Origin of the sequence: Sinomonas cellulolyticus (genome assembly GCF_014656475.1) — a bacterium.
Taxonomy (GTDB): domain Bacteria; phylum Actinomycetota; class Actinomycetes; order Actinomycetales; family Micrococcaceae; genus Sinomonas; species Sinomonas cellulolyticus.
In genome coordinates this window covers 135,967-156,992 of sequence record NZ_BNCM01000005.1, presented here as the reverse complement: position 1 = coordinate 156,992, position 21,026 = coordinate 135,967, and the positions used below count along the sequence as shown (strand labels likewise).

Here is a 21,026-nt window from a genome sequence, read left to right as displayed (position 1 = left end):
CTGCGACGGGCGGATTCGAACCGGTGACGACTAGATCTGGCCGACGTGCGAGACGAGCTCGGCCTTGCCTTCGGCGAGGTGGTAGCACACGCTCAGGACGGCCGTGCGGCCCTCCTCCACGGCCTTCGCGATGATCTGCGACGTCTCGAGCAGGTGCGGTCCGGTCTGCTTCGCGTGCTCGACGACGGTCCCGTTGACGTCGGTCACCCCCTGGCGCTGCGCGGTGAGCACGCTGGGCATGATGCGCTCGACGAGGTCACGCACGAAGCCTTGGGGCATCTCGCCCGTCTCGTAGGCGTTGACGCTGGCCGTGACCGCGCCGCACGAGTCGTGGCCGAGGATCACGATGAGGGGGACGTTGAGGGGCTCGACGGCGTACTCGAGCGAACCAAGCACCGCCTCGTCGAGGACATGGCCGGCGGAGCGCACCACGAACGCGTCGCCGAGGCCGAGGTCGAAGATGATCTCGGCGGCCAGACGCGAGTCCGAGCAGCCGAAGATGACGCACACGGGGTTCTGGTCGTTGACCAGTTCGCTGCGCCGGGCGGAGTCCTGATTCGGGTGGATGCTCGCACCATCCACAAAGCGCTGGTTTCCGTCGCGCAGCATCTGCCACGCCTGGGCTGGAGTCAGAGAATGAGGCACGCGCCGCATTCTACGCCGGAGCCGGCCAGTGACGCGTTCAGCTCCGGGGCGCGGCCACGACGGCGGCGGCGACGGTATCGAACTCGTCGAACCCCGCAGACCCGCTCAGCACTACCGTGGTGCGCCCGACCGTGGCCACGAGGCTCTTCTCAACGCCGGGCTTGTCGTAGAGCGTCCAGTCCACTCCTGCGACGGTCCGGGTACCTGTGGTCGGCGCCTTCTTGACCTGCTCGGCGAGCCACGTGGGGTTCGCCGAGGCGGTCTGGACCACCGAGATGAATTTCTGCTGGGGCGTCAGGTAGCCGATGTCCCAGTGCGCGACCCCATCGGAGGCGCCGGCCACCCAGCGGGCGTAGTTGGGGGAGTAGCCGGCCGGCAGCTGGGGCGCCACCGGCGCGAAGCCGGCAACGTCCTTGGCGTTCACCGCGACGGAGGCCACGTCCACGCTCGGCCGGTAGGGGTCTGTCTTCTGCCCGGCGTTGAGCAGTACCACGGGCACGATCGCCAGGACGCTCACGAGCAGGGCCATGATCATGCCGATCACCGAGGCGTTCGCTCGCTTGGCGGCTGCGGGGGTCAGGACGGGCTTGACGGGGGCCTGCTCGGTGTTGCTCACCTATCCATGGTCCCGCATGCTGGGCGCGAGTGCGAACGGGGCCCGCGTCATCGTCTCCATGGCGCGATCCCGGAAAGACTAGGATGAAGGCAACCACCCGCTCTAAGAATCCGCTCGAAGAAGAGGTCCAAGTGTCCGAAGACACCCAGTACTCGACCCTGTCCAGCTCGCTCCACGTGGGAGCCGACGAGCCCGACCGGAACCTTGCTCTCGAGCTCGTCCGGGTCACCGAGGCAGCCGCGATCGCGGGAGGCCACTGGGTCGGCTTCGGCGACAAGAACAAGGCCGACGGCGCGGCCGTCGACGCGATGCGCTCCTTCCTCCAGACAGTCCATTTCAACGGCGTCGTGGTCATTGGCGAGGGCGAGAAGGACGAGGCCCCGATGCTCTTCAACGGGGAGCGTGTGGGCGACGGGACCGGACCCGAGGTGGACGTCGCGGTCGACCCCATCGACGGCACCCGCCTCACGGCCATGGGCATCAACAATGCGCTGGCGGTCCTCGCGGTCGCCGAGCGCGGCACGATGTTCGACCCGTCCGCCGTCTTCTACATGGAGAAGCTCGTCACCGGCCCGGAGGCCGCCGATCTCGTGGACCTGCGCCTCCCGGTCAAGCAGAACCTCCACCTCATCGCCAAGGCCAAGGGGGTGAAGGTCAACCAGATCAACGTCTGCGTCCTGGACCGCGACCGCCACAAGCCGCTCGTCGAGGAGATCCGCGCCGCCGGAGCCCGGACCAAGTTCATCATGGACGGCGACGTGGCCGGCGCGATCGCCGCAGCGCGCGAGGGCACCGGAGTGGACGCGCTGATGGGCATCGGCGGGACGCCCGAGGGCATCGTCTCGGCCTGCGCCATCAAGGCGCTCGGCGGCGTGATCCAGGGCCGCCTCTGGCCCACGAGCGACGAGGAGAAGCAGAAGGCGCTCGACGCAGGGCACGACCTCGACCGCGTCCTGACCACCAATGACCTCGTCACGAGCGACAACTGCTACTTCGCGGCCACGGGCATCACGGACGGCGACCTGCTGCGCGGCGTCCGCTATCGGAAGGACCGGGTCCGGACCCAGTCGATCGTGATGCGCTCGAAGTCCGGGACCGTGCGCTTCGTGGACGCCGAGCACCACGCGAGCAAGTGGGAGAGCTGGGCCCGCAAGGCCTGAGCCGCGGCTAGACTGGGGCGCGGCCGCCGACGCCGCGCCCCAGCGCTGTCTGAGCGACCGCCCCTGCCACCCGACCCCGGAGGATCATGAGCCCCGAGACCCAGACTGCTGCGACAGCGCCGACCGTCCGAGAGTGCCGCGACCGCGAGGAGTGGGACGCACTCGTGGACCGGTTCGGGGGGCATCCGCTGCAGCTGTGGGGCTGGGGCCAGGTGAAGGCGGAGCACCACTGGCGGGTGGAGCGCCTCGTCGTGGAGGATCCGGCGCACGACGCCGCCGGTGCGGCGGCCGCAGTCGGCGTCGCCCAGGTGCTCTACCGGGCACTTCCCTGGCCGCTCAAGTCCCTCGCCTACCTCTCCCGCGGGCCCGCGTGCGCTCCGGAGGACGCGGGCAGAGTGCTCACCGCCGTCGCTGCGACCGTCCGCGCGGCCCATGGGCCTGTGGCGCTCGTGGCCGAACCTGACTGGGAGGAAGGCTCGGCCGGTGAGCGGGCACTGGCAGCGTCCGGGTTCAGGCGCACCGACTCGACGATCCTCATTCCGCGCACGCTCATCCTCGACCTCACCCAGACGGAGGACGAGCTCATGGCCGCGATGTCGCGCACGACCCGTTCCAATGTCCGGAAGAACCTCAAGGGAACCCTCGAGTTCCGCACGGTTGCCACTGAGGACGAGCTCGAGCAGGTCCTGTCCATCTACCGTGAGACGGCGGCCCGGGCCGGCTTCGGCATCCACGAGGACGCCTACTATCGCGACATCTGGCGGTATCTGGGAGCCGCATCCCCGATTGTGGCAGCCTTCGACGGAGACACGGTGGTCGCCTTCGTCTGGATCGCCAAGAGCGCGGGGACCGCGTTCGAGCTCTACGGAGGAGTGAACGCCGCGGGGCAGAAGGCCCGCGCGAACTACGGTGTGAAGTGGGCTGCCTTCACAGCGATGAAGGCAGCCGGATGCACGCGCTACGACCTCAACGGCCTGCTCAACGACGGCATCTCCGACTTCAAGAAGCAGTTCGCCCAGCATGAGGACACGCTCACGGGGACGTGGGAGCTCCCACTCTCGCCGCTCTACCCCGTGTACGCGACCGGCATGCCGATCGCCCGGCGGGCCCTCCAGCAGGGGAGGCGGGCGGCCAAGGGCGCGGTCGCGGGGGCACGCCGCCAGCTGGCGGTGGTCTCGGACAAGGCGAAGCGCCTGGTCCGGCGCTAGCCAAGGCGACCGCTCAGCCAGCTGGGCTTGAGACTCAGCCCAGCTGCGAGCGGGACGCGAGCCCGGTCGTGACCGCGAAGGCGAGGACGCCGTCCGGCCCGACGTGCGCGAGTGCGGGCGCCTCGGCGTCCGGGATGAACGCACTCCCGCCCCTGGCGAGCACGAGGTCGCCCTTGGGCGTGTCGAGCGTGAGGGAGCCCTTCAGCACGAGCACGACGACTGCCCCGGCCTGGGCGATGGGCACCGGCTGCCGCAGCAGGCCGCCCTCGGACGCGCCGTCGCCCGATTCTCCGCGGCCCACGGGGGCCATCTCGATGCGCTGGAGCTGGAACTCGCCGAACGGCGGGCAGAAGAGCTCCTGGCCAAGCTCCGACTCCTGCGCCCGGAGCAGCGGGACCCCCGTGGCCTCGAAGACCACGGTGCGGAGGAGCTCGGGGATGTCCACGTGCTTCGGCGTGAGGCCGCCGCGCAGTACGTTGTCGGAGGACGCCATGACCTCGATGCCCAGGCCCTCGAGGTAGGCGTGCACATTGCCCGCCGGAAGGTACATCGCCTCACCGGGGGCCAGGCTCACGCGGTTCAGCATGAGCGAGATGAGCACACCAGGGTCCGAGGGATACGCCGCCGCGAGCTCGGCGACCGTGGTAAGCGCTGGATTCTCGGCCGCCGGTCCCGCGGATGCGGCTGCAGCTGCCGCGTCCACGGCAGCCCGCACGTCCGAGCCTCCGTTGAGGAGCCGCGCGAACGCAGCCTTGAGGGCCCCCGCGGTGTCAGGTCCGCGAAGGAGCTCGGCCACCTGCTCTGTGACCTTCGCAGCCGCGGACCCGGCCAGGAGGGCCGTGAGCCTTTCGAACAGCGCCGCGGACTCCCCGGGATCCCGGAAGCCGGACAGCGCCTCGAACGGGGTGAGCGCGAGGATCATCTCGGGCTTGTGGTTGTCGTCCTTGTAGTTCCGGTGCGGCGCAGAGCGGTCGACGCCGGCGGCCTCCTCCGCGGCGAAGCCGACCTTGGCCGCCTCGAGCTTCGGGTGGACCTGGAGGGACAGCGGTGACGCCGCGGCGAGGACCTTGAGCAGGTAGGGCAAGCGGGGTCCGAACGCCTCGACGCTCTCCTCGCCGAGCGCCGCGACCGGGTCCGAGGCGATGAGGGTGCCGAGCGTCTCGCCCTCGCGTGCGTCAGCCGGCCGGGAGGGTGCGTCGGGATGGGCGCCGATCCAGAGCTCCGCCTCGGGCCGCCCGCTCGGCTCATGGCCGAGCAGATCGGCCATCGCCGTCGTGGAGCCCCAGGCATAGTCGCGCAGGGTGTTGGTCAGCAGGTACATGCGATCCTTTCAGCGTCTCTGAACCGTCACCCGGGGGTGCATTCGCCGTTGCCCGCCATGATCTCGTTCAGGATGTCGTTCTGGCCCGTACGGAAGAGGTAGTCGAGACGATCCGCCGTGACCTTGACGCCGTCTGGACCGATGTCGTTGTACTGGCCCAATGGGGCCCTCTGGCCCACGCCCGCGGTCGCACCCACTGGGAGCGTGCCCGGCACCGCGAGACCGGCTCGCCCGGCTCCGGCGAGGCCCACACCCGAGGAGGCTGCCGTCGTCGTGCTTCCGAGCGCCTTCGGCGACGGCGAGTCGGAGGCGGACCCCGTGGCCTCTGCGAGGACGGACTTGACCTTGGCATGGATTGCGTCGAAGTCCGGGTAGGTCGGGAAGGAAGCGTCGAAGTCGGGCGGCCCGATCACCAGACGAGTGGTGGGCTGGCTCTTCCCCTTGAGGGCGAGGTCCACGAAGCTGCCGAGCTGGGAGGAGGAGATGTTCGACTCCACCACCTTCGTCCCGGCATTGGCGATGTCCTGGAACTTGCTCAGGAGCGTGGCCGGGTTGAGCTGGTTGATCATGGCCTGCTGGATGCACTGCTGCCGCGCAATGCGGTCGTAGTCGCTCGCGAATTCGCGGCTGCGGCCGTACCAGAGTGCGTGGAAGCCGTCGAGCGTCTGCTCGCCCGGGGCGATCCAGCCCACGGGCTGGGCGTGGTCGCCGTTGTCGTCGAGCGCAGCGCCGCTCATGGGCACCCAGCCGCCCGCCTTGACGCGGATCCCCCCCATAGCGTCGATGAGCTGCTGGAAGCCGGCCATGTCCACCACCACGTAGGCCTGGACCTTGATGCCGAGCGTGCCTGAAGCGGCCTCGAGGGTCGCCTGGGCGCCGGGGTCGTCAACGCCGGGATAGAGGTTCGTGTACTTCTGGTTGACCTCGGTGTTGATGGCGTTGATGAGGCAGTCGTTTCCGCAGTTGTACCCGTCCGGGTAGACCTTCCGCATCGGCGAGTCGGCGGAGAACTGGGCGTTCTGGAGGTTGCGCGGGATGGAGATGAGCGCCGTGCGACCGGTCTTCGCGTCCACGCTGATGATCGAGAGGCTGTCCGGGCGACGTCCCACACGGTCGGCGCCCGCGTCCCCTCCCATGACCATGAAGTTGTAGCGGCCGTCCACGGGCTGGATCGCCGGGCCTCCGGCGAAGATGGTGCCGATCGCGCCGCGGCTGACGCCGATGAGGTAGGCGGCGTAGCCGAGGCCGCCGCTTGAGAGGACCATCGCCAGCACGAGCGCGAGGACCACGAGGGGCCGCATCCCGGGGGCCAGGAGCGGTACCCGGATGAGCCTGAGGGTATTGAGGAACAGCAGGGCCCAGGCCAGCGCGAGCACCACGAGCGCCACTATCAGCACGAGGGAGATCACCGGATGGGTGAAGACCGTCAGGATGGCGCCGCGGTTGATGAGCCCGACGACGAGGAGCAGGAGCGCGAGGACCCAGACCGTCACGGTCACCGCGAGGGCGCGGCGGGCGAGCCGGCGGTTCCCTGCGATGAGCTGCGCCGCGCCGGGCACGAGCAGCGTCAGGACCAGGAGCGTGAACGCCCGCTTGGTGCGCACCGTCGGGGGGGCACCTTCAGGGTGACGGATGGGGTCGGTCTGATAGCTGCGCTGCGGGGCATGCAGGGCCATGGTCCTCCTTGTCAGCGGAGCCTGAGAGCGGGCCAGTCACGCAGGGCGCTGGTCGACGTGCTCGGCCGAGAAGACCTCGGCCGCCTTCGCCCGGAGCGCCTCGCCCTTGCGGGCGGCGGTCGCCTTCAGCTCAGATGCGAAGCCGTCCAGACGTGCGGACAGCCGCTGGCCGAGGTCATCACCGGCCGAGGCCAGCATACGGACGGCGAGGAGTCCGGCATTGCGCGCCCCGCCGATGGACACGGTCGCGACGGGGACTCCGGCCGGCATCTGGACGATCGAGAGCAGCGAGTCCATTCCGTCGAGGGTCTTCAGGGGCACAGGCACCCCGATGACCGGCAGGGTCGTGACAGAGGCGAGCATGCCGGGGAGATGGGCGGCGCCGCCCGCCCCGGCGATGATGGCGCGAAGGCCGCGCCCCCGGGCCTCTTTGCCGTAGGCGATCATCTCCTCGGGCATGCGGTGGGCAGAGACGACGTCGGCCTCGAACGGCACGCCGAATTCTGCGAGGGCCTCGGCGGCGGCTTCCATGACCGGCCAGTCGGAGTCCGAGCCCATGACGATGCCCACGAGGGGGGTGACGGCAGAGGACGTGGTGCTCATGGCTTCTCCTGGGTCTCGCCGGCGGCTGCTGCTCCGTCGCGCACGATGCTGGCGACGCGCGAAGCCCGTTCCCGCAGCGACGCGGGGTCTGAACCGAGTCCGCCCACGATGTTGACATGGCCGATCTTGCGGCCCGGACGCACGGACTTGCCGTAGGCGTGGACCTTCGCCGAGGGCTCGGCCGCGAGAGCGGCGGGGAAGGCGCTGTAGAGGTCCTGGTTGGCCCCGCCCAGATAGTTCTTCATGACCGCCCACGTGCCGAGCACGTCGGTCGCGCCGAGCGGGAGGTCCAGGACGGCGCGCAGATGCTGCTCGAACTGGCTCGTCACGCACCCGTCCTGCGTCCAGTGCCCCGTGTTGTGAGGGCGCATCGCGAGCTCGTTGATGAGGAAGCCGGGGCCGCGGCCGGGCGTCTCAAAGAGTTCAGCAGCCATGACTCCGGTCACGCCGAGCGTCTCGGCAATGCGCAGCGCGGCGTCCTGGGCGGCTTGGGCCACGGCAGGGTCGAGCTCGGGAGCCGGGGCGATCACCTCGTCGCAGACTCCCGCAACCTGGATGGTGTGCACCACGGGCCATGCTCGCGCCTCGCCGCTCGGGGTCCGGGCGACCAGAGCAGAGAGCTCGCGGGAAAAGGGGACCATCTCCTCGGCCAGCAGGGGGGACATCGTGCCGAACCAGTCGTCACAGTCCTGGGCCTCGCCCGGGGACCGGAGCACGCGCACGCCCTTGCCGTCATAGCCCCCCCGCGGAGTCTTGAGTACAACCGGCCAGCCGATCTCGGCGCCGAAGTCGATGAGCTCCTGGACGTGGTGGACAGCGCGCCACCGCGGGTTCGGCAGCCCCATCTCGTCCACAGCCGAGCGCATCCGCAGCTTGTCCTGGGCGTGGACGAGGGCCTCAGGGCCAGGCTGGACGTTGACGCCCTCCGCCATCAGGGTCAGGAGGTGCTCCGTCGGGACGTGCTCGTGGTCGAACGTCAGCACATCGACGCCCGCCGCGAAGGCCCGCAGGTCGTCCAGGCTGCGGTAGTCGCCGACAGGCGCCTGGGGGACAGCGGGCACGGCAGAGACGTCTTCAGCCTCTGCGAGGACTCGAAGTTCAAGGCCGAGGGCCGTGGCAGCGGGGGCCATCATGCGCGCCAGCTGGCCGCCTCCGACCACTCCGATCACAGGAAAACTCACCCCCACAGCCTACAGAATGCCGGAGGCGACGGTCCGGACGGACGGGCCCAGCACAGCTGGCCCTCAGCCGCCGGCGGTAGAATGCACTGTGCTCCAGCGCGTGGCGGCTGCCCAGAACCGGCAGGCCCCGCTCGTCCAGCGGGGCCGGAACAGTAGCCCGTGGAGGATCATGATCTCGACAGTCTCCGACCGCCTGCGCGGTCTCGTCTCGCTCTTCTGGCGTGAGGTGGCCAAGTTCGGGACGGTCGGCGGTGTGGCGTTCGTCATCGACAACGGCCTGACCTTCCTGCTGATGCACACCGCCATGTCGGACGCCGAGGCCAAGGCACGCTTCGTCGGCGCTACGGTCGCCACGATCTTCTCGTGGGTGGCGAACCGCTACTGGACCTTCCGGCACCGCAAGCAGGCCAATCTGGTCCGCGAGTTCGTGATGTTCGCCGTCATCAACGGCATCGGCATCGGCATCTCCACCGGATTCACAGCGATCGCGAAGTACTGGCTCAATGTGCAGGACAAGAACGTCCTGTTCCTGGCCGGCGTTGTGGGCATTGTGGTGGCCACGGTGGTGCGCTTCTTCGCCTACCGGTTCTGGGTCTTCAACCAGGAGCTCGACTCGGAGCCCGGGTACGAGGAAGACCACGAGATCTTCGAGCACGAGCACGAGCATGAGCACGAGGCGGCCTCGGAGCACGCTGCCCGCGCGGGCCGCGCAGCCGTTCCCGACGAGCGCGGCAAGCTCAACGCAGAGGCGCCCCGGGAGCCCTAGTCCCTTTCCTCAGGCGCGGTTCCCGTCCCGGCAGATCCGTTCCGTGCCGCGCCGTCTCCAGCGGTGACCTTCTCCGCCGCCCGGAGCCGCGGGCTGTCCTCGGCCTCCTCGTGCAGCAGCACCGCTGAACCTCCGGCGCCCCAGGCGCCCAGCAGGCGGGCCAGCACTCCCAGGAGCCCCTCCCGGGCGCTCACGAGGATCCGCTCTCCGGCACCGGCCGCCACGGCGAACTCCTCCAGCAGTGCCGCCTGCGTGAGCGTGCGGGGCCCGGAGCCGAGCGCTGCATCGCTGGGTTCCGGCGGGTCGAACGGCTCGTAGGAGTCCGCGAACTGGCGCACGAGCGCCGCGTAGTCGTAGGTGCCCGCGGGCAGCTGCCCCGGATAGGCGAGCTCGAGCGCGCCGAGCGCGACGGCGACCTGCTCGCCGCCGGTGGTCCCGCCGTCGTCGGTGCCCGGTCCCCAGAAGGTGATGTCCGCGTCGGTGGCGGCGTCCGCCTCTCCCTCCAGCAGCACCGCTCCGACCTGCCACGCCGCCAGGGCGACCACGGCCGATTTCCAATGGGCGGGCAGCGCGAGCCGGATGCGGGTGCCCCGCTCGGCATCGAGCTCCTCGGACAGGAAATTCGAGGTCTTCGCCACCCAGTTGTCCAGGACGCGGCCGGAGAGCTCGATGCGCTCGCCGCCTGGGCCGTACCACGTGAGGCGGGGAGACGAAGAGTGCTGGCCGCTGCGCAGCTCGTGCAGGAGATCGGGGATCGTCGAGAGCATGTGCCCATTCTGCCCGCGGTGACGGGTTCGGCGCGCCGAAGAGCCGTCGGCCAGTTCGTCCGCCGCCTCGCGTCACGACTCTCCGATGACTGGGTTCTCGTCCCGCAGATGAGGGTGACAGCAAGGCGGTTCGGGACACCGCGATTCCCCACGCGGCCGGGCGTGTCGTCCGCGAGCGGAAGTACCTGAAATGGCTAGAATCCGCCGCTGCCGCTTGACTCCCGCCGTCTTACAAGCATGTAATTAGGACTGGACAGTAACTGCGCCGGCGGCTTCGATAACAGATCATCGCATAGCCGAGGGGAACCGGCACCGGGATTTCTTCCTGGCGCTGGACTCCGCGGCTCGCCGCGCAGTACACGACCCGAGGAGGAGCACCGTGGGACAGGCGGAGCGTATCCAGTATGAGTCGGCGGTCGCGGAGCGGACGTCGGCACGGCACCGGTCGAGGGGGATCCCGTCCGACTGGTATGTCGACCCTGCGGACCCTGACGCGCAGGAGCGCTACAGATCGCAGTCCGCGGAAGCTCTCGAGGAGGCCGCAACCGCCTTCCTCGCGGCCCAGGAGGCGGACTCCGAGGATCTCGACGACGCCCCCGACGACGAGCCGACCGACGAGGCCATCGAACGGGCCTTGGCTCTGCTCGCGAACCCGGCACTGCATGCGCCCAAGCCGATCCTGATCGGCCTCTCCCAGCCGGGTGAACCGGAGGAGGGCGAACTCGCCTGGCAGGCCGAGGCGCTGTGCGCCCAGACCGACCCCGAGGCATTCTTCCCAGAGAAGGGCGGCTCCACGCGCGATGCGAAGAAGGTCTGCGGGTCCTGCACGGTGCGGGCGCAGTGCCTCGAATACGCGCTCGCCAACGACGAGCGGTTCGGCATCTGGGGCGGCCTCTCGGAACGCGAGCGCCGCCGCCTGAGGAAGCGGGCGGTCTGATCCTGGACGCCGTACGCGTCACCGCGGTCGTCGTGGCCCACGACGGCGGTGCCTACCTGTCCTCGACCCTCGCCGCCCTCGCGGACCAGACCCGCCCGGTTGACGCCGTGCTGGGCGTGGACACCGGGTCCCGGGACGACAGCGCCGAGCTCCTGCGGAGTGCCCTCGGACCGGATCACGTCGCCGTGGTCCGCGCACCCGGCGGATTCGGCGGCGCTGTTGCCCAGGGGCTCGAGCAGCTGGGCGACGACCAGCCCGCCGACTGGCTCTGGCTGCTCCACGACGACTCTGCGCCCGCTCCCGACGCCCTCGCAGCCCTCCTCGAGGCGGTCGAGGCGGCACCGAAGGTCGCCGTCGCCGGATGCAAGCAGCTCGATGCCGAGGCGCCAGGGCGGCTGATCGACGTCGGCCTGTCCGTGAGCCGCTGGGGTGAACGGCTCACGCTGATCGACGCGGAAGAGCAGGACCAGGGCCAGTACGACCACAGGGACGACGTCTTCGCGGTCAACTCCGCCGGCATGCTCGTGCGCCGGGACGTATGGGACCACCTGCACGGCTTCGACCCAGCGCTTCCCGCCACAGGCGATGACGTGGATTTCTGCTGGCGGGCCCGTCTCGCCGGGCACCGCGTCGTCGTGGTCCCCGGCGCGCGCGTCCTCCACGCTTCCAGGCCGGACGCGGCGGGCACCCACTTCGCGGCCCGGCGCGCCGAGGTCTATTCCCGTCTCAAGCACGCGCCGTGGTGGACGCTGCCGTTCCACGTGCTCGGCGCCCTCCTGGGCGGCCTCTGGCAGTGTGCCCTCGGCATCGTGGTGAAGGAGCCTGCACATGGTGCCGCGAAGCTCGGGGCCAGCCTCGCAGCGCTCGCCTCAGCGCGTCGGCTTGCCGCGGGCCGCCGCGCCCTTGCCCGGACGCGGACCGTGTCCCGGTCCGTGGTCATGGTTCCCCCGCTCGTCACGCCCCGGGCCGAGATATGGGCGCATCGGCGCGCCTTTCTCGAATCCGTGGCGGAGCCCGACGCCGTCGTGGGCGACGGCACCGGTGTCGCCGAGGGGCCGAGTGAGCCCACCGGCGACTCCCAGCACGACTTCGTGGCCCTCGCTGTCGCCTCGCGCGGCTGGGCTGGAACCGGCGCTGTGGCTGCTGCCGGTCTCGCGCTCGCAGCAGGCCTGGTCGCGCTCGCACCGCTCCTCGGTGCGGCTGCCGCAGTGGGTGGCGGCCTCGTCCCGGTCTCCTCGACCCTCTCGGCGATCTTCGGCCATGCGACCGCCTGGTGGGTTGCGCTCGGCGCCGGACAGGCGGGCCACGGCGACCCCTTCGACCTCGTCCTGTGGCTGCTCGGGCTCTTCGGACTGGGAGACGCGAACCGCGCTGTGGCCGGTGCCCTCGTCCTCGCGAGCCCCGTTGCGGCCCTCGGAGCCTGGGTCTTCGCGGCGAACCTGACCGCTCGTCGAGTCCCACGGTTCCTGGCCGCGCTCGTCTACGCTGCCGCGCCGTCCCTGATCACCGCCCTCGCGCAGGGGCGGCTCGGTTCGGTGATCGCCCACGCTGCGCTTCCCTGGGCCGCGGTGGGGATGCTGCGTGCGGTGGGGGCGGCCAGGATCAGGGGTGCCCTCGCCCATCATGAGCCCCGGCCCGGCTCTGGGGGAGTGCCGTCCTGGACGGCCGCTGCCGCCGGAGGGCTCGCTCTGGCGTGCGCAGCGGCTGGCGCACCGTCCCTTGTGCCGCTCACCGCCGCCGTCGTGCTCGTCCTGACGCTCGCCCTGCGCCGCCGGGCGAAGACGCTGTGGTGGATGCTCGTCCCCAGCATCGCCCTGTTCCTCCCGCTCTGGGTTTCTGCCCCGCGGGCCCTCCGGGCGTGGATCGGCGACCCGGGAATGCCCCTTCCCGCGGACCCGGCGTCACCGTGGCAGCTGGTCCTCGGGCAGCCCGTGGCGTTCGATCCCGCGGGGGGCCTCACCGCCGCGCCGTTCCTGCCCGCCGGGGTGCCGTGGTCCCTCATCGCCGCGATCCTCGTAGGCGCTCCAGTGCTGGTGGCAGCCGTGGCCGGCGCCGTCCTGCTCACCGGTCGGCGTGGAGCCGCCGCACGTCTGCTTCTGCTGCTCGGCATCGGCGGGCTGGCGTACGCATGGACGGTGAGCCGCGTACCCACTGCGGTGGCAGGCGACACTCTGGCCGCCCCCTTTGCCGGTCCGAGCCTCGCTGCGGCGGGACTCGCGTTGCTCGCCGCCGCCGTGCTCGCCGTCGACCGCCTCCTGGAGCTCCGCCGCGCTGCGGACCTCCGCGCAGGCGTGGTCGGCAACCGCCGTCTCGCTGCTATGCGGACGGCGGGGGCCGCCCTCGGGCTCGCTGCCGCGGTCGCCGCCGCGGGACCCGCAGGCGTCCTCGTGCAGTGGGCGGCAACGGGGCTCACCCATCCGCAGGCATCGGGCGGCCTCGGCCCCGCCCTGCTCGTGGGTCCGGGCCGGGAGTCCATCCTGCCCGCTACGGCCTCGGACCTAGGCCTGGGGGCCCAGCAGACGCGCACGCTCGTGCTTCGCGCCACGGACGGCGGCGGGTTCAGCGCGAGCGTCATGCGCGGCTCCGGCACCACGCTCGACTCGCTTTCCGCCGTGGCTGCCGCGAGCCGCATCGAGGGCGAGCCCGGGGCCGAGCAGGTGGCCGCGGACGACGCCGCACGGGTCGCGGTGCGCCGTGCGGTCGCCACCGTCGGCGGCGGGGCTGCTGTGGATCCGCGGGCGGACCTCGAACAGCTCGGTGTCGGATTCGTGGTCCTCGTGGATACGAGCGCTGCCGACCAGCTCACCGCGAGCCAGATCGATGGTGTCCCCTCGCTCGTCGCCGTCGGCCACACCGACGCGGGCTGGCTGTGGCGCGTGACGCCGAGGGCCGCCGGGACGGGAGCCAGCTTCGCCATCGACCAGCGGGTGCGGATCGTTGACGCAGCAGGCGCGACCCTCGCCCCCGTTCCCTCAAGCAGCCAGAGCGTCTCGGCCGACATCCCCGCCGGCCCGGAGGGTCGTCGCCTCGTGCTCGCCGAGCGTACCGACCCGGGGTGGGAGGCGACCCTCGACGGTGCGCGGCTCGCGCCGACGTCTCAGGACTGGGCCCAATCCTTCGAGCTTCCGCCTGGAGGCGGCCATCTGGACGTCCACTACACGAACGCGGCGGCACTGCCGCTGGGCGCCCTGACGATCGCGGCACTCGTGGTGACCGCTCTCATGGCGATTCCCGCGACCGCCCGTCCCACTGGTCGCGGCGGCTCCCGAAGCCGCGCAGGCGCCGCCTTCCTGGCGCCCGAGGCTCAGCGGAGGGATATGCAGGGCAAGAAGGTGCCGCGGCGCGCGTCGCGCAGGAAGCCCGTCCGGGAAGGCGCCCCAGAGGGGGACGCCGAGCCGAGCGTCGTCGTGCCCCGGGCGGGTGAGACGGGCGGGGGAGAGACGGGCGCGGGTGAGGTCCGTGCCGACGAGTCCAGCACGACCGGCCGCGGCGACGTCGCCGCCCACGAGGCCGAACCCGGCGACGGCGCCGCGACGCCCCCCGAGGGCAGCGAGCACCGAAAGGGAGGAACCGGGCGCCGGGCCGCGAGGCGATGGCGATCCCGAGCAGACGGGCCAGAGACCCCTCGTCCTGAAGACACGCCGGCCCGGGCCAATGGAGAGGAGCCAGCCCATGACGACGCCCACGTCTGAGAAGTCGCCGTCTGAGCAGTCGCCGGACGGGGGATCGTCAGCCGGGCAGGCACCGGACGCAGAGAGTGCTGAGGCGGCGCGATCTGCCACAGGCACTCCGGCGGCTCGTCCCTCAGCGGCAGGGCCCGCCACCGGGAAGCCATCGGCCGGAAAGTCCTCGGTCGCGAAGCCCTCCGCCGCGCGGAGTCCCGGACGCCGCACCCGGATCGTGGTCGCTGCGGCCATCGGGGTAGTGCTCACCGGGGCTGGCGCGGGTCTCACCGTCGCAGCCTCCGGGATCCCGGCCCCGGCGTCTCTCGCAGGGCGCTCCCCACAGTCCGTGAGCGTGCCCACGGGCGACTCCGTCCGCGTGTGCCCCGGTCCCGCACGGCTTCTCGAGGGCACCCCGGTCGAAGGCGACCCGCAGTTCAGCCCCGCGAGCAAGAGCGCCCAGACGAGCGTCGGCGGGATCGTCCTGTCGGACACCCAGGGCACGCTGCCGGACGCCGCCCTCGCTCCGCTCGGCGCCCCGCCCCTGAAGGCGCTCCCGAGCGGCAGCGTGCCCGCGGGAACTGTCGCGCAGCCGCGGGCCGCAGTCGTCAGCGGCCAGCCGGTGGACGCCCTCACGGCCCTGACGGCAAAGCCTCTCTCCGGGGTCGCCGCGGCCTCGGGCGCGATGACCCGCTTCGAGGCGCGGGACGGCGATCTCCAGGGCTTGGCCACTGCCACCTGCGCGCCGCCGGCCAATGACCAGTGGCTCTCCGGGGCCGCAACGACGGTCGGCCGCACGTCCGTGCTCACTCTCACCAACGCGAGTACGACGCCCGCCACCGTCGATCTCCAGTTCTTCGGCGACAAACCGCTCACCCAGGCGCCCCCGTCGAGCCGCGGCCTCACCGTCAAGCCCGGCAGCTCGGCGTCGTACGTCCTGAATGGCTACATGCCAGGTCAGTCCAACGTCGCGGTTCGCGTGCGCAGCACGGGCGGTCCAGTGGCAGCGTCCATCCAGCAGTCGACGCTCCGCGGCTTGACGGCCGGCGGCGTCGAACTCATCACGGCCGCCTCGGCTCCCTCGACCCGCCAGACCGTTGCGGGGATCGAGCTGCAGGACCCCGGCCAGTCGAAGGACCTCGCCGCGCGGAGCGGCTTCGAGGATGCACGTCCTGCCGTGCAGATCACCGTGCCGGGCGCGGCCGACGCCGTCGTGCAGCTACGCGTCTACGGGCGCAACGGCGCCGTGCAGCTTCCGGGCGGCGGCGTGGTGACGGCGAAGGCCGGGGCCGTCACGGAGGTTCCCCTCACCGGCCTTCCGGCTGGCGTCTACAGCGTCTCCGCGACAGCAGACGTCTCCTTCACGGCGAGCGCCCGCGCACCGCGCGGCCTCTCCGCCTCCGGGCCGATGGACTTCGCCCTCGTCGCGGCATCGCAGAGGATCGGCGACAGCCAGGTCGTCCCCGTCGGATCAGGCGGCACGCGGCAGATCGTCCTCGGGGTCCCGGACGGGCGCGCCCAGATCCGTGCCGTTCCCGTGTCGGAGGACGGAGCCATGCACACTCCCGTGACACTGGATGTGGGCGGAGGGACCACCGCTGTGCTGGACGTACCGGACACGGTCGACGGCGCTCCGCTCGCCGGGTACGTCCTCTCAGCCTCGAGCGACGCAGCCTATGGGTCCCTGCTCACACACGGCGACGGGAACGCCGTCTCCTCGGCGACCATCGTGCCGGGTGCCGCAGCCTCGCAGAGCCTGCCCGTGACAGTGGACTACTAGGTCGCTGCCTGGAACTCCCGGCGGCCGGCTGGACCTCCCGGCGGCCGGCTCGAACTCCCGGCCGCGACACGGGCGGCTAGTACCCGCGGTAGTACGGGTCCAGACTCTCGGGAGCCACGCCCAGCATGAGCGCCGTGTACTCCACGACGATGTCATGGACGAGGTCCTGCAGCTCCCCCGGGGATCCGGCGCCGGTCTCCACGACCCTCCGGTACACCGTGATGCGAGGCGCTCGCCCTGGGCCGCCGGGCGTGTACTGCCCCTGCGGCGGGGTGCCGCCGTCGCGGAGCATCTGCTCGAGTCCCGGCGGAATCTCCTCGACCGCGTACTCGACGCCGTCGAGCTTGCTTCCGTTGAGGTCCTGCAGCCGGTCCGCGGCGTCGAACACCCAGTCCTCGAACCGTTCGGCCCGTGTGCGGCTCGCGGGCAGGACCGAAGGCAGGAGCTCCCCTCGCAGGCCCCGTCCGTGACGGTTCCGCCGGCGCTCCCGGAACGATCTGCGCCGCCCCGCGCCCGGCTCGCCCTCGGGGGGGACGGGGCGGATGCTCAGGGAGTGGCCGTCCGAGCCGAGCGGCGCCCCCGTGAACCGACTGTCCTGCATACATCGACTGTAGTTCGTCACCCGGCACCGTGCGAGTTGCAGCGGGCTGGAGCAGTGCGCTGGCCCGCGCGCGGCGCGGCCACGAGGACGCAGTCAATGCGGCTCAGACTGCGGGGGCGGGAGTAGGGTTCTGTGCCGTGGGTCCAGTACGCCATTGTTCACGATCTGCGTGCCGCCAGGCTGCGGTGGCAACGCTCACGTATGTCTACGCCGAGTCGACAGCTGTCCTCGGTCCCCTGGCCACGTACGCCGAGCCGCACAGCTACGACCTGTGCGCCACCCACGCCGACCGCCTCACCGTGCCCCGCGGATGGGAAGTGCTCCGGCTCGCCATGCCGGTCGCGCCCCCGCGCAACCCGGACGACCTCCTTGCTCTCGCGGAGGCCGTCCGCGATCAGCCGTCGTCGGGAGGAGCGCCCGAGGACGGTGCCTCCTCGAGCGCGTCGACGCACCGCGGAGACGGTCCCCGCACGCCCCTCGAGGCCCCGCCCGGCGTCGACGGGCCGCCGCGGCGCCACCTGCGCCTTCTGCGCGAACCGTCCTGACTGCCCGACCCCACTGCCCGACCCCACTGCTCTGCCCGCGCTCCGTTCTCTCCACGGTTGGCGGGGAGGGCCCGCGCGCGCTCCTGCTGCGGGGGTCGGTAGTCTAGAGGGCATGCCGAATCTCAGCCCGTCGCTGCTCGCCATTCTCCGGTGCCCCGTGACTGGGTCTCCGCTCGTCCAGGAGGGGGATGCCCTCGTCGCGACGGAACCGGGGCCCGACGGAACGGCTCCCCGCTATCCGATCGAGGACGGCATCCCTGTTCTCCTTCCCCACCTGACTGCCGCCGATACCCAGGAGCATTCCGCATGACGCTCGACTACAAGGTCAAGGACCTCTCCCTCCATGAGGCGGGCCGGCACCAGATCCGGCTCGCCGAGCACGAGATGCCGGGCCTCATGGCGCTGCGAGAGGAGTTCGGCGAGTCCCAGCCGCTCGCGGGCGCTCGCATCGCGGGCTCGCTGCACATGACCGTCCAGACGGCGGTGCTGATCGAGACCCTCGTCGCCCTCGGCGCGCAGGTCCGCTGGGCCTCGTGCAACATCTTCTCGACACAGGACGAGGCGGCAGCAGCCGTCGTCGTCGGCAGCGGCACGCCCGAGGACCCGCACGGCGTTCCAGTCTTCGCGTGGAAGGGCGAGAGCCTCGACGAGTACTGGTGGACCGCTGAGCAGATCCTGACGTGGCCCGGCGCCGAGCAGGACCCCGCGCTGGGCCCGAACATGATCCTCGACGATGGGGGAGACGCAACGCTCCTGGTCCACAAGGGCGTCGAGTTCGAGGCCGCCGGCGCTGTGCCGCCGGCCACCGACGAGGACGCGGACGAGTACCGCATCATCCTGGACGTCCTGCGGGCGGGCCAGGAGAAGGACCCGCGCAAGTGGACCCGCATCGCCGCCGGCATCAAGGGCGTGAGTGAGGAGACCACCACGGGCGTCCACCGCCTCTACCAGCTCGCCGAGCAGGGAAAGCTCCTGTTCCCGGCCATCAACGTCAACGACGCGGTGACCAAGAGCAAGTTCGACAACAAGTACGGCATCCGCCACTCCCTGCCGGACGGGATCAACCGCGCCACCGATGTGCTGATCGGCGGCAAGGTCGCGGTGGTCTGCGGCTACGGTGACGTCGGCAAGGGCGCAGCCGAGGCCCTGCGCGGCCAAGGAGCCCGCGTGATCGTGACCGAGATCGACCCGATCTGCGCGCTGCAGGCGGCGATGGACGGCTACCAGGTGGCGCGGCTCGAGTCCGTCCTTGCCCAGGGCGACCTCTTCATCACCACCACGGGCGGCAAGGACATCATCCTCGCCGAACACATGGCGGCTATGAAGGACAAGGCCATCGTGGGCAACGTGGGGCACTTCGACAACGAGATCGACATGGCCGGGCTCGCGAAGGTCCCGGGCGTGCAGAAGGTCGAGATCAAGCCGCAGGTCCACGAGTGGATCTTCCCCGCCTCAAGCGGCCTGGACGGTGCGGTGCCCGAGCACTCGGTCATCGTCCTCTCCGAGGGCCGGCTGCTGAACCTCGGCAACGCGACCGGCCACCCCTCCTTCGTCATGAGCAACTCCTTCGCCAATCAGACGATCGCCCAGATCGAGCTCTGGACCAAGCGGGACACCGGGGAGTACGAGAACAAGGTCTACGTGCTGCCGAAGATCCTGGACGAGAAGGTGGCGCGCCTGCATCTGGACGCACTCGGCGTGGAGCTGACTGAGCTGACCAAGGACCAGGCCGAGTACCTCGACGTCGACGTCGCGGGACCGTACAAGGCGGACCACTACCGGTACTGATCCGTCCCGGCCCACCGCTGAACGCTCCGCGGCCCCGGTTCGTGTCCCGACTGTTGCCGGGACGTGACAGCCATGCCGGTACCCTTGGATGAGGCATCCGTACGACAGGCCGTCAGTGGCGGAGGCAACATCGGTGCCAGAGGCAACGCGAAGGGGACATGCACGTGGATGGTCAGGCGACGGCGTCCGGGCGGAGGAAGTTGGGCAGAGGCGGCAAGATCGCGATCCTCGTCGCTGTCCTCGCGATCCTCGGGATTGCCGGGACGTTCGTCGCCATCGGCCCTCTGCAGGCCGCACCACCCATCAGCTCGGAAGCGGCGTCCCCCCTGCGCAGCCAGCCGGGAACCGCATTTCCTGTGGTCAAGCCCGCCACGGTCACGGCGGTGCCCGCGGCGGGCGCCAAGGAGGTCAACCCCGCTGCGCCGGTCACCCTCGCAGTGGCCAACGGCACCATCGACAACGTGAGCCTGCGGTCCGCTTCGGGCCAGGACATCGAGGGCGCCCTCGGCGCCGGACGCAGCCAGTGGACGTCGAGCGGCCAGCTGGCGTTCAACACGACCTACACGTTCACGTACACGACGCTCGACGGCGCGGGGCGTACCTCGAGCGCCACCTCGACCTTTACGACTGTCTCGACCAAGAACGAGGCGGATGCGGCGATGTACCCGCTGGATGGCATGAGCGTCGGCGTGGCGCAGCCGATACAGCTCACCTTCAGTGAGCCGGTGACGAACAAGAAGGCCGTCGAGAAGGCCATCACGGTCACCTCGACGTCCGGCCAGGCCGGGGCCTTCCACTGGTTCAGCGATACGGTGGTGCGGTATCGCCCGGAATCGTTCTGGGCCGCCAACAGCACGATCACGGTGAAGATGGACCTCTTCGGCGTGGATCTGGGCAAGGGGCAGATCGGCAACTTCACGAAGACCAACACGGTCCACATCGGGGACAAGCGGACCGCAGTTGCGGATGCCAAGGCGCACACCTTCACGGCCTACATCAACGACAAGCCCGTGCAGACGTGGCCTGCAACTCTGGGCGACGAGCGGTTCCCCTCGGCCCGCGGCTACCTGGTCCTCATGGAGAAGCAGCGCCGTGCGCACTTCGTGGCCGCGTCGATCGGCCTCAAGCCGGGGGACCCGGCCAACTACGGCGAGCTCGACGTCGAGTACGCCACCCGACTGACGCCGAGCGGTGAGTTCATCCACCAGGCGACCGACAATGCCCTGCCCTACCTGGGCCAGGTGAACCTCTCACACGGCTGCATCGGGCTCGGTCCCGACGGCGCGGCCTGGGTCTTCAACAACATGACCACCGGTGACGTCGTCCAGGTCATCAACACGGACGGCGACTACGCGAACTTCGACGACGGGTTCGGGGACTGGAACATCCCGTGGTCGCAGTACGCGAACGGCTAGGAACGGATAACGCTTCGGCCACACGTGGGCGTAGCCGCGCCCTCGGCGCGGTGACCGGAGGGTAGCGTGGACACAGACCCTGTTACGCCAGGCCCCTGAGGCCTCTACTGGACGGTGACATGTTGACCGACAACAAATCCGGATCCGAGCCGGGTGCCGATTTCGACGAGTCCCGGGACAGCGACGAACCGGCCTTCGAATGGATGAAGAAGGGCTCCGGACGCAGCGACGGCGCGGCTGCCGGAAGTTCTGCCGCGGGGAGTTCTGCTTCCGGGCGTCCGGCCGCAGAGAACCGTGCGGGCGGCGAGCGAGCCGCCCGCGAGGCCGACGCGGCGCATCCGGCCCCTTCTGGGCC

General features: G+C 70.7%; 18 protein-coding genes. 10 read left to right on the top strand and 8 right to left on the bottom strand.

Annotation, left to right across the window (positions count from 1 at the left end; all coding sequences use genetic code 11):
* Nucleotides 1-30 precede the first annotated feature (30 nt).
* Entirely contained in the window at nt 31-654 is a 624-nt protein-coding gene (locus tag IE231_RS08130) for a carbonic anhydrase (RefSeq protein ID WP_236662616.1), read from the bottom strand.
* A 28-nt stretch (nt 655-682) separates the two neighbouring features.
* Nucleotides 683-1,261: a DUF4245 domain-containing protein gene (locus tag IE231_RS08125; protein ID WP_189693437.1), complete on the bottom strand. Its 579-nt coding sequence runs from the start codon at nt 1,259-1,261 to the stop codon at nt 683-685.
* Between the two features lie 131 nt (nt 1,262-1,392).
* Here IE231_RS08125 and glpX point away from each other — a divergent pair, with 131 nt between their 5' ends.
* Nucleotides 1,393-2,421: a class II fructose-bisphosphatase gene (gene glpX / locus IE231_RS08120; RefSeq protein ID WP_189693436.1), complete on the top strand. Its 1,029-nt coding sequence runs from the start codon at nt 1,393-1,395 to the stop codon at nt 2,419-2,421.
* Nucleotides 2,422-2,507: 86 nt separating this feature from the next.
* Nucleotides 2,508-3,629, top strand: coding sequence for a lipid II:glycine glycyltransferase FemX (locus IE231_RS08115; RefSeq protein WP_189693435.1), 1,122 nt, complete (start codon nt 2,508-2,510; stop codon nt 3,627-3,629).
* A gap of 34 nt (nt 3,630-3,663) precedes the next feature.
* Here the strand turns inward: IE231_RS08115 and manA are convergent, their stop codons facing one another.
* The 4 genes from manA to IE231_RS08095 are packed head-to-tail and all read right to left on the bottom strand — an operon-like array spanning nt 3,664 to nt 8,410.
* The gene (gene manA, locus IE231_RS08110) at nt 3,664-4,950 is read right to left on the bottom strand and encodes a mannose-6-phosphate isomerase, class I (RefSeq protein ID WP_189693434.1); all 1,287 of its coding nucleotides are present in this window, start codon (nt 4,948-4,950) and stop codon (nt 3,664-3,666) included.
* 26 nt (nt 4,951-4,976) lie between these two features.
* A complete protein-coding gene (locus tag IE231_RS08105; protein ID WP_189693433.1) occupies nt 4,977-6,626 on the bottom strand; it encodes an LCP family protein in 1,650 nt (549 codons plus the stop codon).
* A 36-nt stretch (nt 6,627-6,662) separates the two neighbouring features.
* Nucleotides 6,663-7,229, bottom strand: coding sequence for a 5-(carboxyamino)imidazole ribonucleotide mutase (purE, locus tag IE231_RS08100; protein ID WP_189693432.1), 567 nt, complete (start codon nt 7,227-7,229; stop codon nt 6,663-6,665).
* Entirely contained in the window at nt 7,226-8,410 is a 1,185-nt protein-coding gene (locus IE231_RS08095; protein ID WP_189693431.1) for a 5-(carboxyamino)imidazole ribonucleotide synthase, read from the bottom strand. Before IE231_RS08095 ends, purE begins: the two co-directional genes overlap by 4 nt.
* 169 nt (nt 8,411-8,579) lie before the next feature.
* On the opposite strand from IE231_RS08095, the gene IE231_RS08090 reads away from it, so the two are divergent.
* Entirely contained in the window at nt 8,580-9,176 is a 597-nt protein-coding gene (locus IE231_RS08090; RefSeq protein WP_189693430.1) for a GtrA family protein, read from the top strand.
* Here IE231_RS08090 and IE231_RS08085 read toward each other — a convergent pair.
* Nucleotides 9,173-9,943, bottom strand: coding sequence for a TIGR03089 family protein (locus IE231_RS08085; RefSeq protein ID WP_189693429.1), 771 nt, complete (start codon nt 9,941-9,943; stop codon nt 9,173-9,175). The two genes, IE231_RS08090 and IE231_RS08085, sit on opposite strands and share 4 nt — an antisense overlap.
* Before the next feature lie 379 nt (nt 9,944-10,322).
* On the opposite strand from IE231_RS08085, the gene IE231_RS18220 reads away from it, so the two are divergent.
* From IE231_RS18220 to IE231_RS08070, 3 genes are read left to right on the top strand one after another with little or no spacing between them, the layout of a single operon-like run.
* Nucleotides 10,323-10,880, top strand: coding sequence for a WhiB family transcriptional regulator (locus tag IE231_RS18220; RefSeq protein WP_229866586.1), 558 nt, complete (start codon nt 10,323-10,325; stop codon nt 10,878-10,880).
* A complete protein-coding gene (locus IE231_RS08075; protein ID WP_306341562.1) occupies nt 10,877-14,572 on the top strand; it encodes a glycosyltransferase family 2 protein in 3,696 nt (1,231 codons plus the stop codon). Before IE231_RS18220 ends, IE231_RS08075 begins: the two co-directional genes overlap by 4 nt.
* Nucleotides 14,553-16,322: a DUF5719 family protein gene (locus tag IE231_RS08070; protein ID WP_189693428.1), complete on the top strand. Its 1,770-nt coding sequence runs from the start codon at nt 14,553-14,555 to the stop codon at nt 16,320-16,322. The genes IE231_RS08075 and IE231_RS08070 overlap by 20 nt, the downstream gene beginning before the upstream one ends.
* Before the next feature lie 76 nt (nt 16,323-16,398).
* Here IE231_RS08070 and IE231_RS08065 read toward each other — a convergent pair whose 3' ends face one another.
* Nucleotides 16,399-16,923, bottom strand: coding sequence for a metallopeptidase family protein (locus IE231_RS08065; RefSeq protein WP_229866584.1), 525 nt, complete (start codon nt 16,921-16,923; stop codon nt 16,399-16,401).
* Between the two features lie 137 nt (nt 16,924-17,060).
* On the opposite strand from IE231_RS08065, the gene IE231_RS08060 reads away from it, so the two are divergent.
* The 4 genes from IE231_RS08060 (at nt 17,061) to IE231_RS08045 (ending at nt 20,671) form a co-directional block, all read left to right on the top strand.
* The gene (locus IE231_RS08060) at nt 17,061-17,468 is read left to right on the top strand and encodes a DUF3499 domain-containing protein (RefSeq protein WP_189693427.1); all 408 of its coding nucleotides are present in this window, start codon (nt 17,061-17,063) and stop codon (nt 17,466-17,468) included.
* A gap of 112 nt (nt 17,469-17,580) precedes the next feature.
* A complete protein-coding gene (locus IE231_RS08055; RefSeq protein ID WP_189693426.1) occupies nt 17,581-17,778 on the top strand; it encodes a Trm112 family protein in 198 nt (65 codons plus the stop codon).
* The gene (ahcY, locus tag IE231_RS08050) at nt 17,775-19,256 is read left to right on the top strand and encodes an adenosylhomocysteinase (protein ID WP_189693425.1); all 1,482 of its coding nucleotides are present in this window, start codon (nt 17,775-17,777) and stop codon (nt 19,254-19,256) included. Before IE231_RS08055 ends, ahcY begins: the two co-directional genes overlap by 4 nt.
* A gap of 164 nt (nt 19,257-19,420) precedes the next feature.
* A complete protein-coding gene (locus IE231_RS08045; RefSeq protein ID WP_229866583.1) occupies nt 19,421-20,671 on the top strand; it encodes a L,D-transpeptidase in 1,251 nt (416 codons plus the stop codon).
* Nucleotides 20,672-21,026: the final 355 nt, after the last annotated feature.

Coding starts and splice junctions, on each gene's coding strand:
- IE231_RS08130 (WP_236662616.1), bottom strand. CDS start 654: ATGCGGCGCGTGCCTCATTCTCTGACTCCAGCCCAGGCGTGGCAGATG.
- IE231_RS08115 (WP_189693435.1), top strand. CDS start 2,508: ATGAGCCCCGAGACCCAGACTGCTGCGACAGCGCCGACCGTCCGAGAG.
- manA (WP_189693434.1), bottom strand. CDS start 4,950: ATGTACCTGCTGACCAACACCCTGCGCGACTATGCCTGGGGCTCCACG.
- IE231_RS08105 (WP_189693433.1), bottom strand. CDS start 6,626: ATGGCCCTGCATGCCCCGCAGCGCAGCTATCAGACCGACCCCATCCGT.
- purE (WP_189693432.1), bottom strand. CDS start 7,229: ATGAGCACCACGTCCTCTGCCGTCACCCCCCTCGTGGGCATCGTCATG.
- IE231_RS08090 (WP_189693430.1), top strand. CDS start 8,580: ATGATCTCGACAGTCTCCGACCGCCTGCGCGGTCTCGTCTCGCTCTTC.
- IE231_RS08085 (WP_189693429.1), bottom strand. CDS start 9,943: ATGCTCTCGACGATCCCCGATCTCCTGCACGAGCTGCGCAGCGGCCAG.
- IE231_RS08070 (WP_189693428.1), top strand. CDS start 14,553: ATGACGACGCCCACGTCTGAGAAGTCGCCGTCTGAGCAGTCGCCGGAC.
- IE231_RS08065 (WP_229866584.1), bottom strand. CDS start 16,923: ATGCAGGACAGTCGGTTCACGGGGGCGCCGCTCGGCTCGGACGGCCAC.
- IE231_RS08055 (WP_189693426.1), top strand. CDS start 17,581: ATGCCGAATCTCAGCCCGTCGCTGCTCGCCATTCTCCGGTGCCCCGTG.
- ahcY (WP_189693425.1), top strand. CDS start 17,775: ATGACGCTCGACTACAAGGTCAAGGACCTCTCCCTCCATGAGGCGGGC.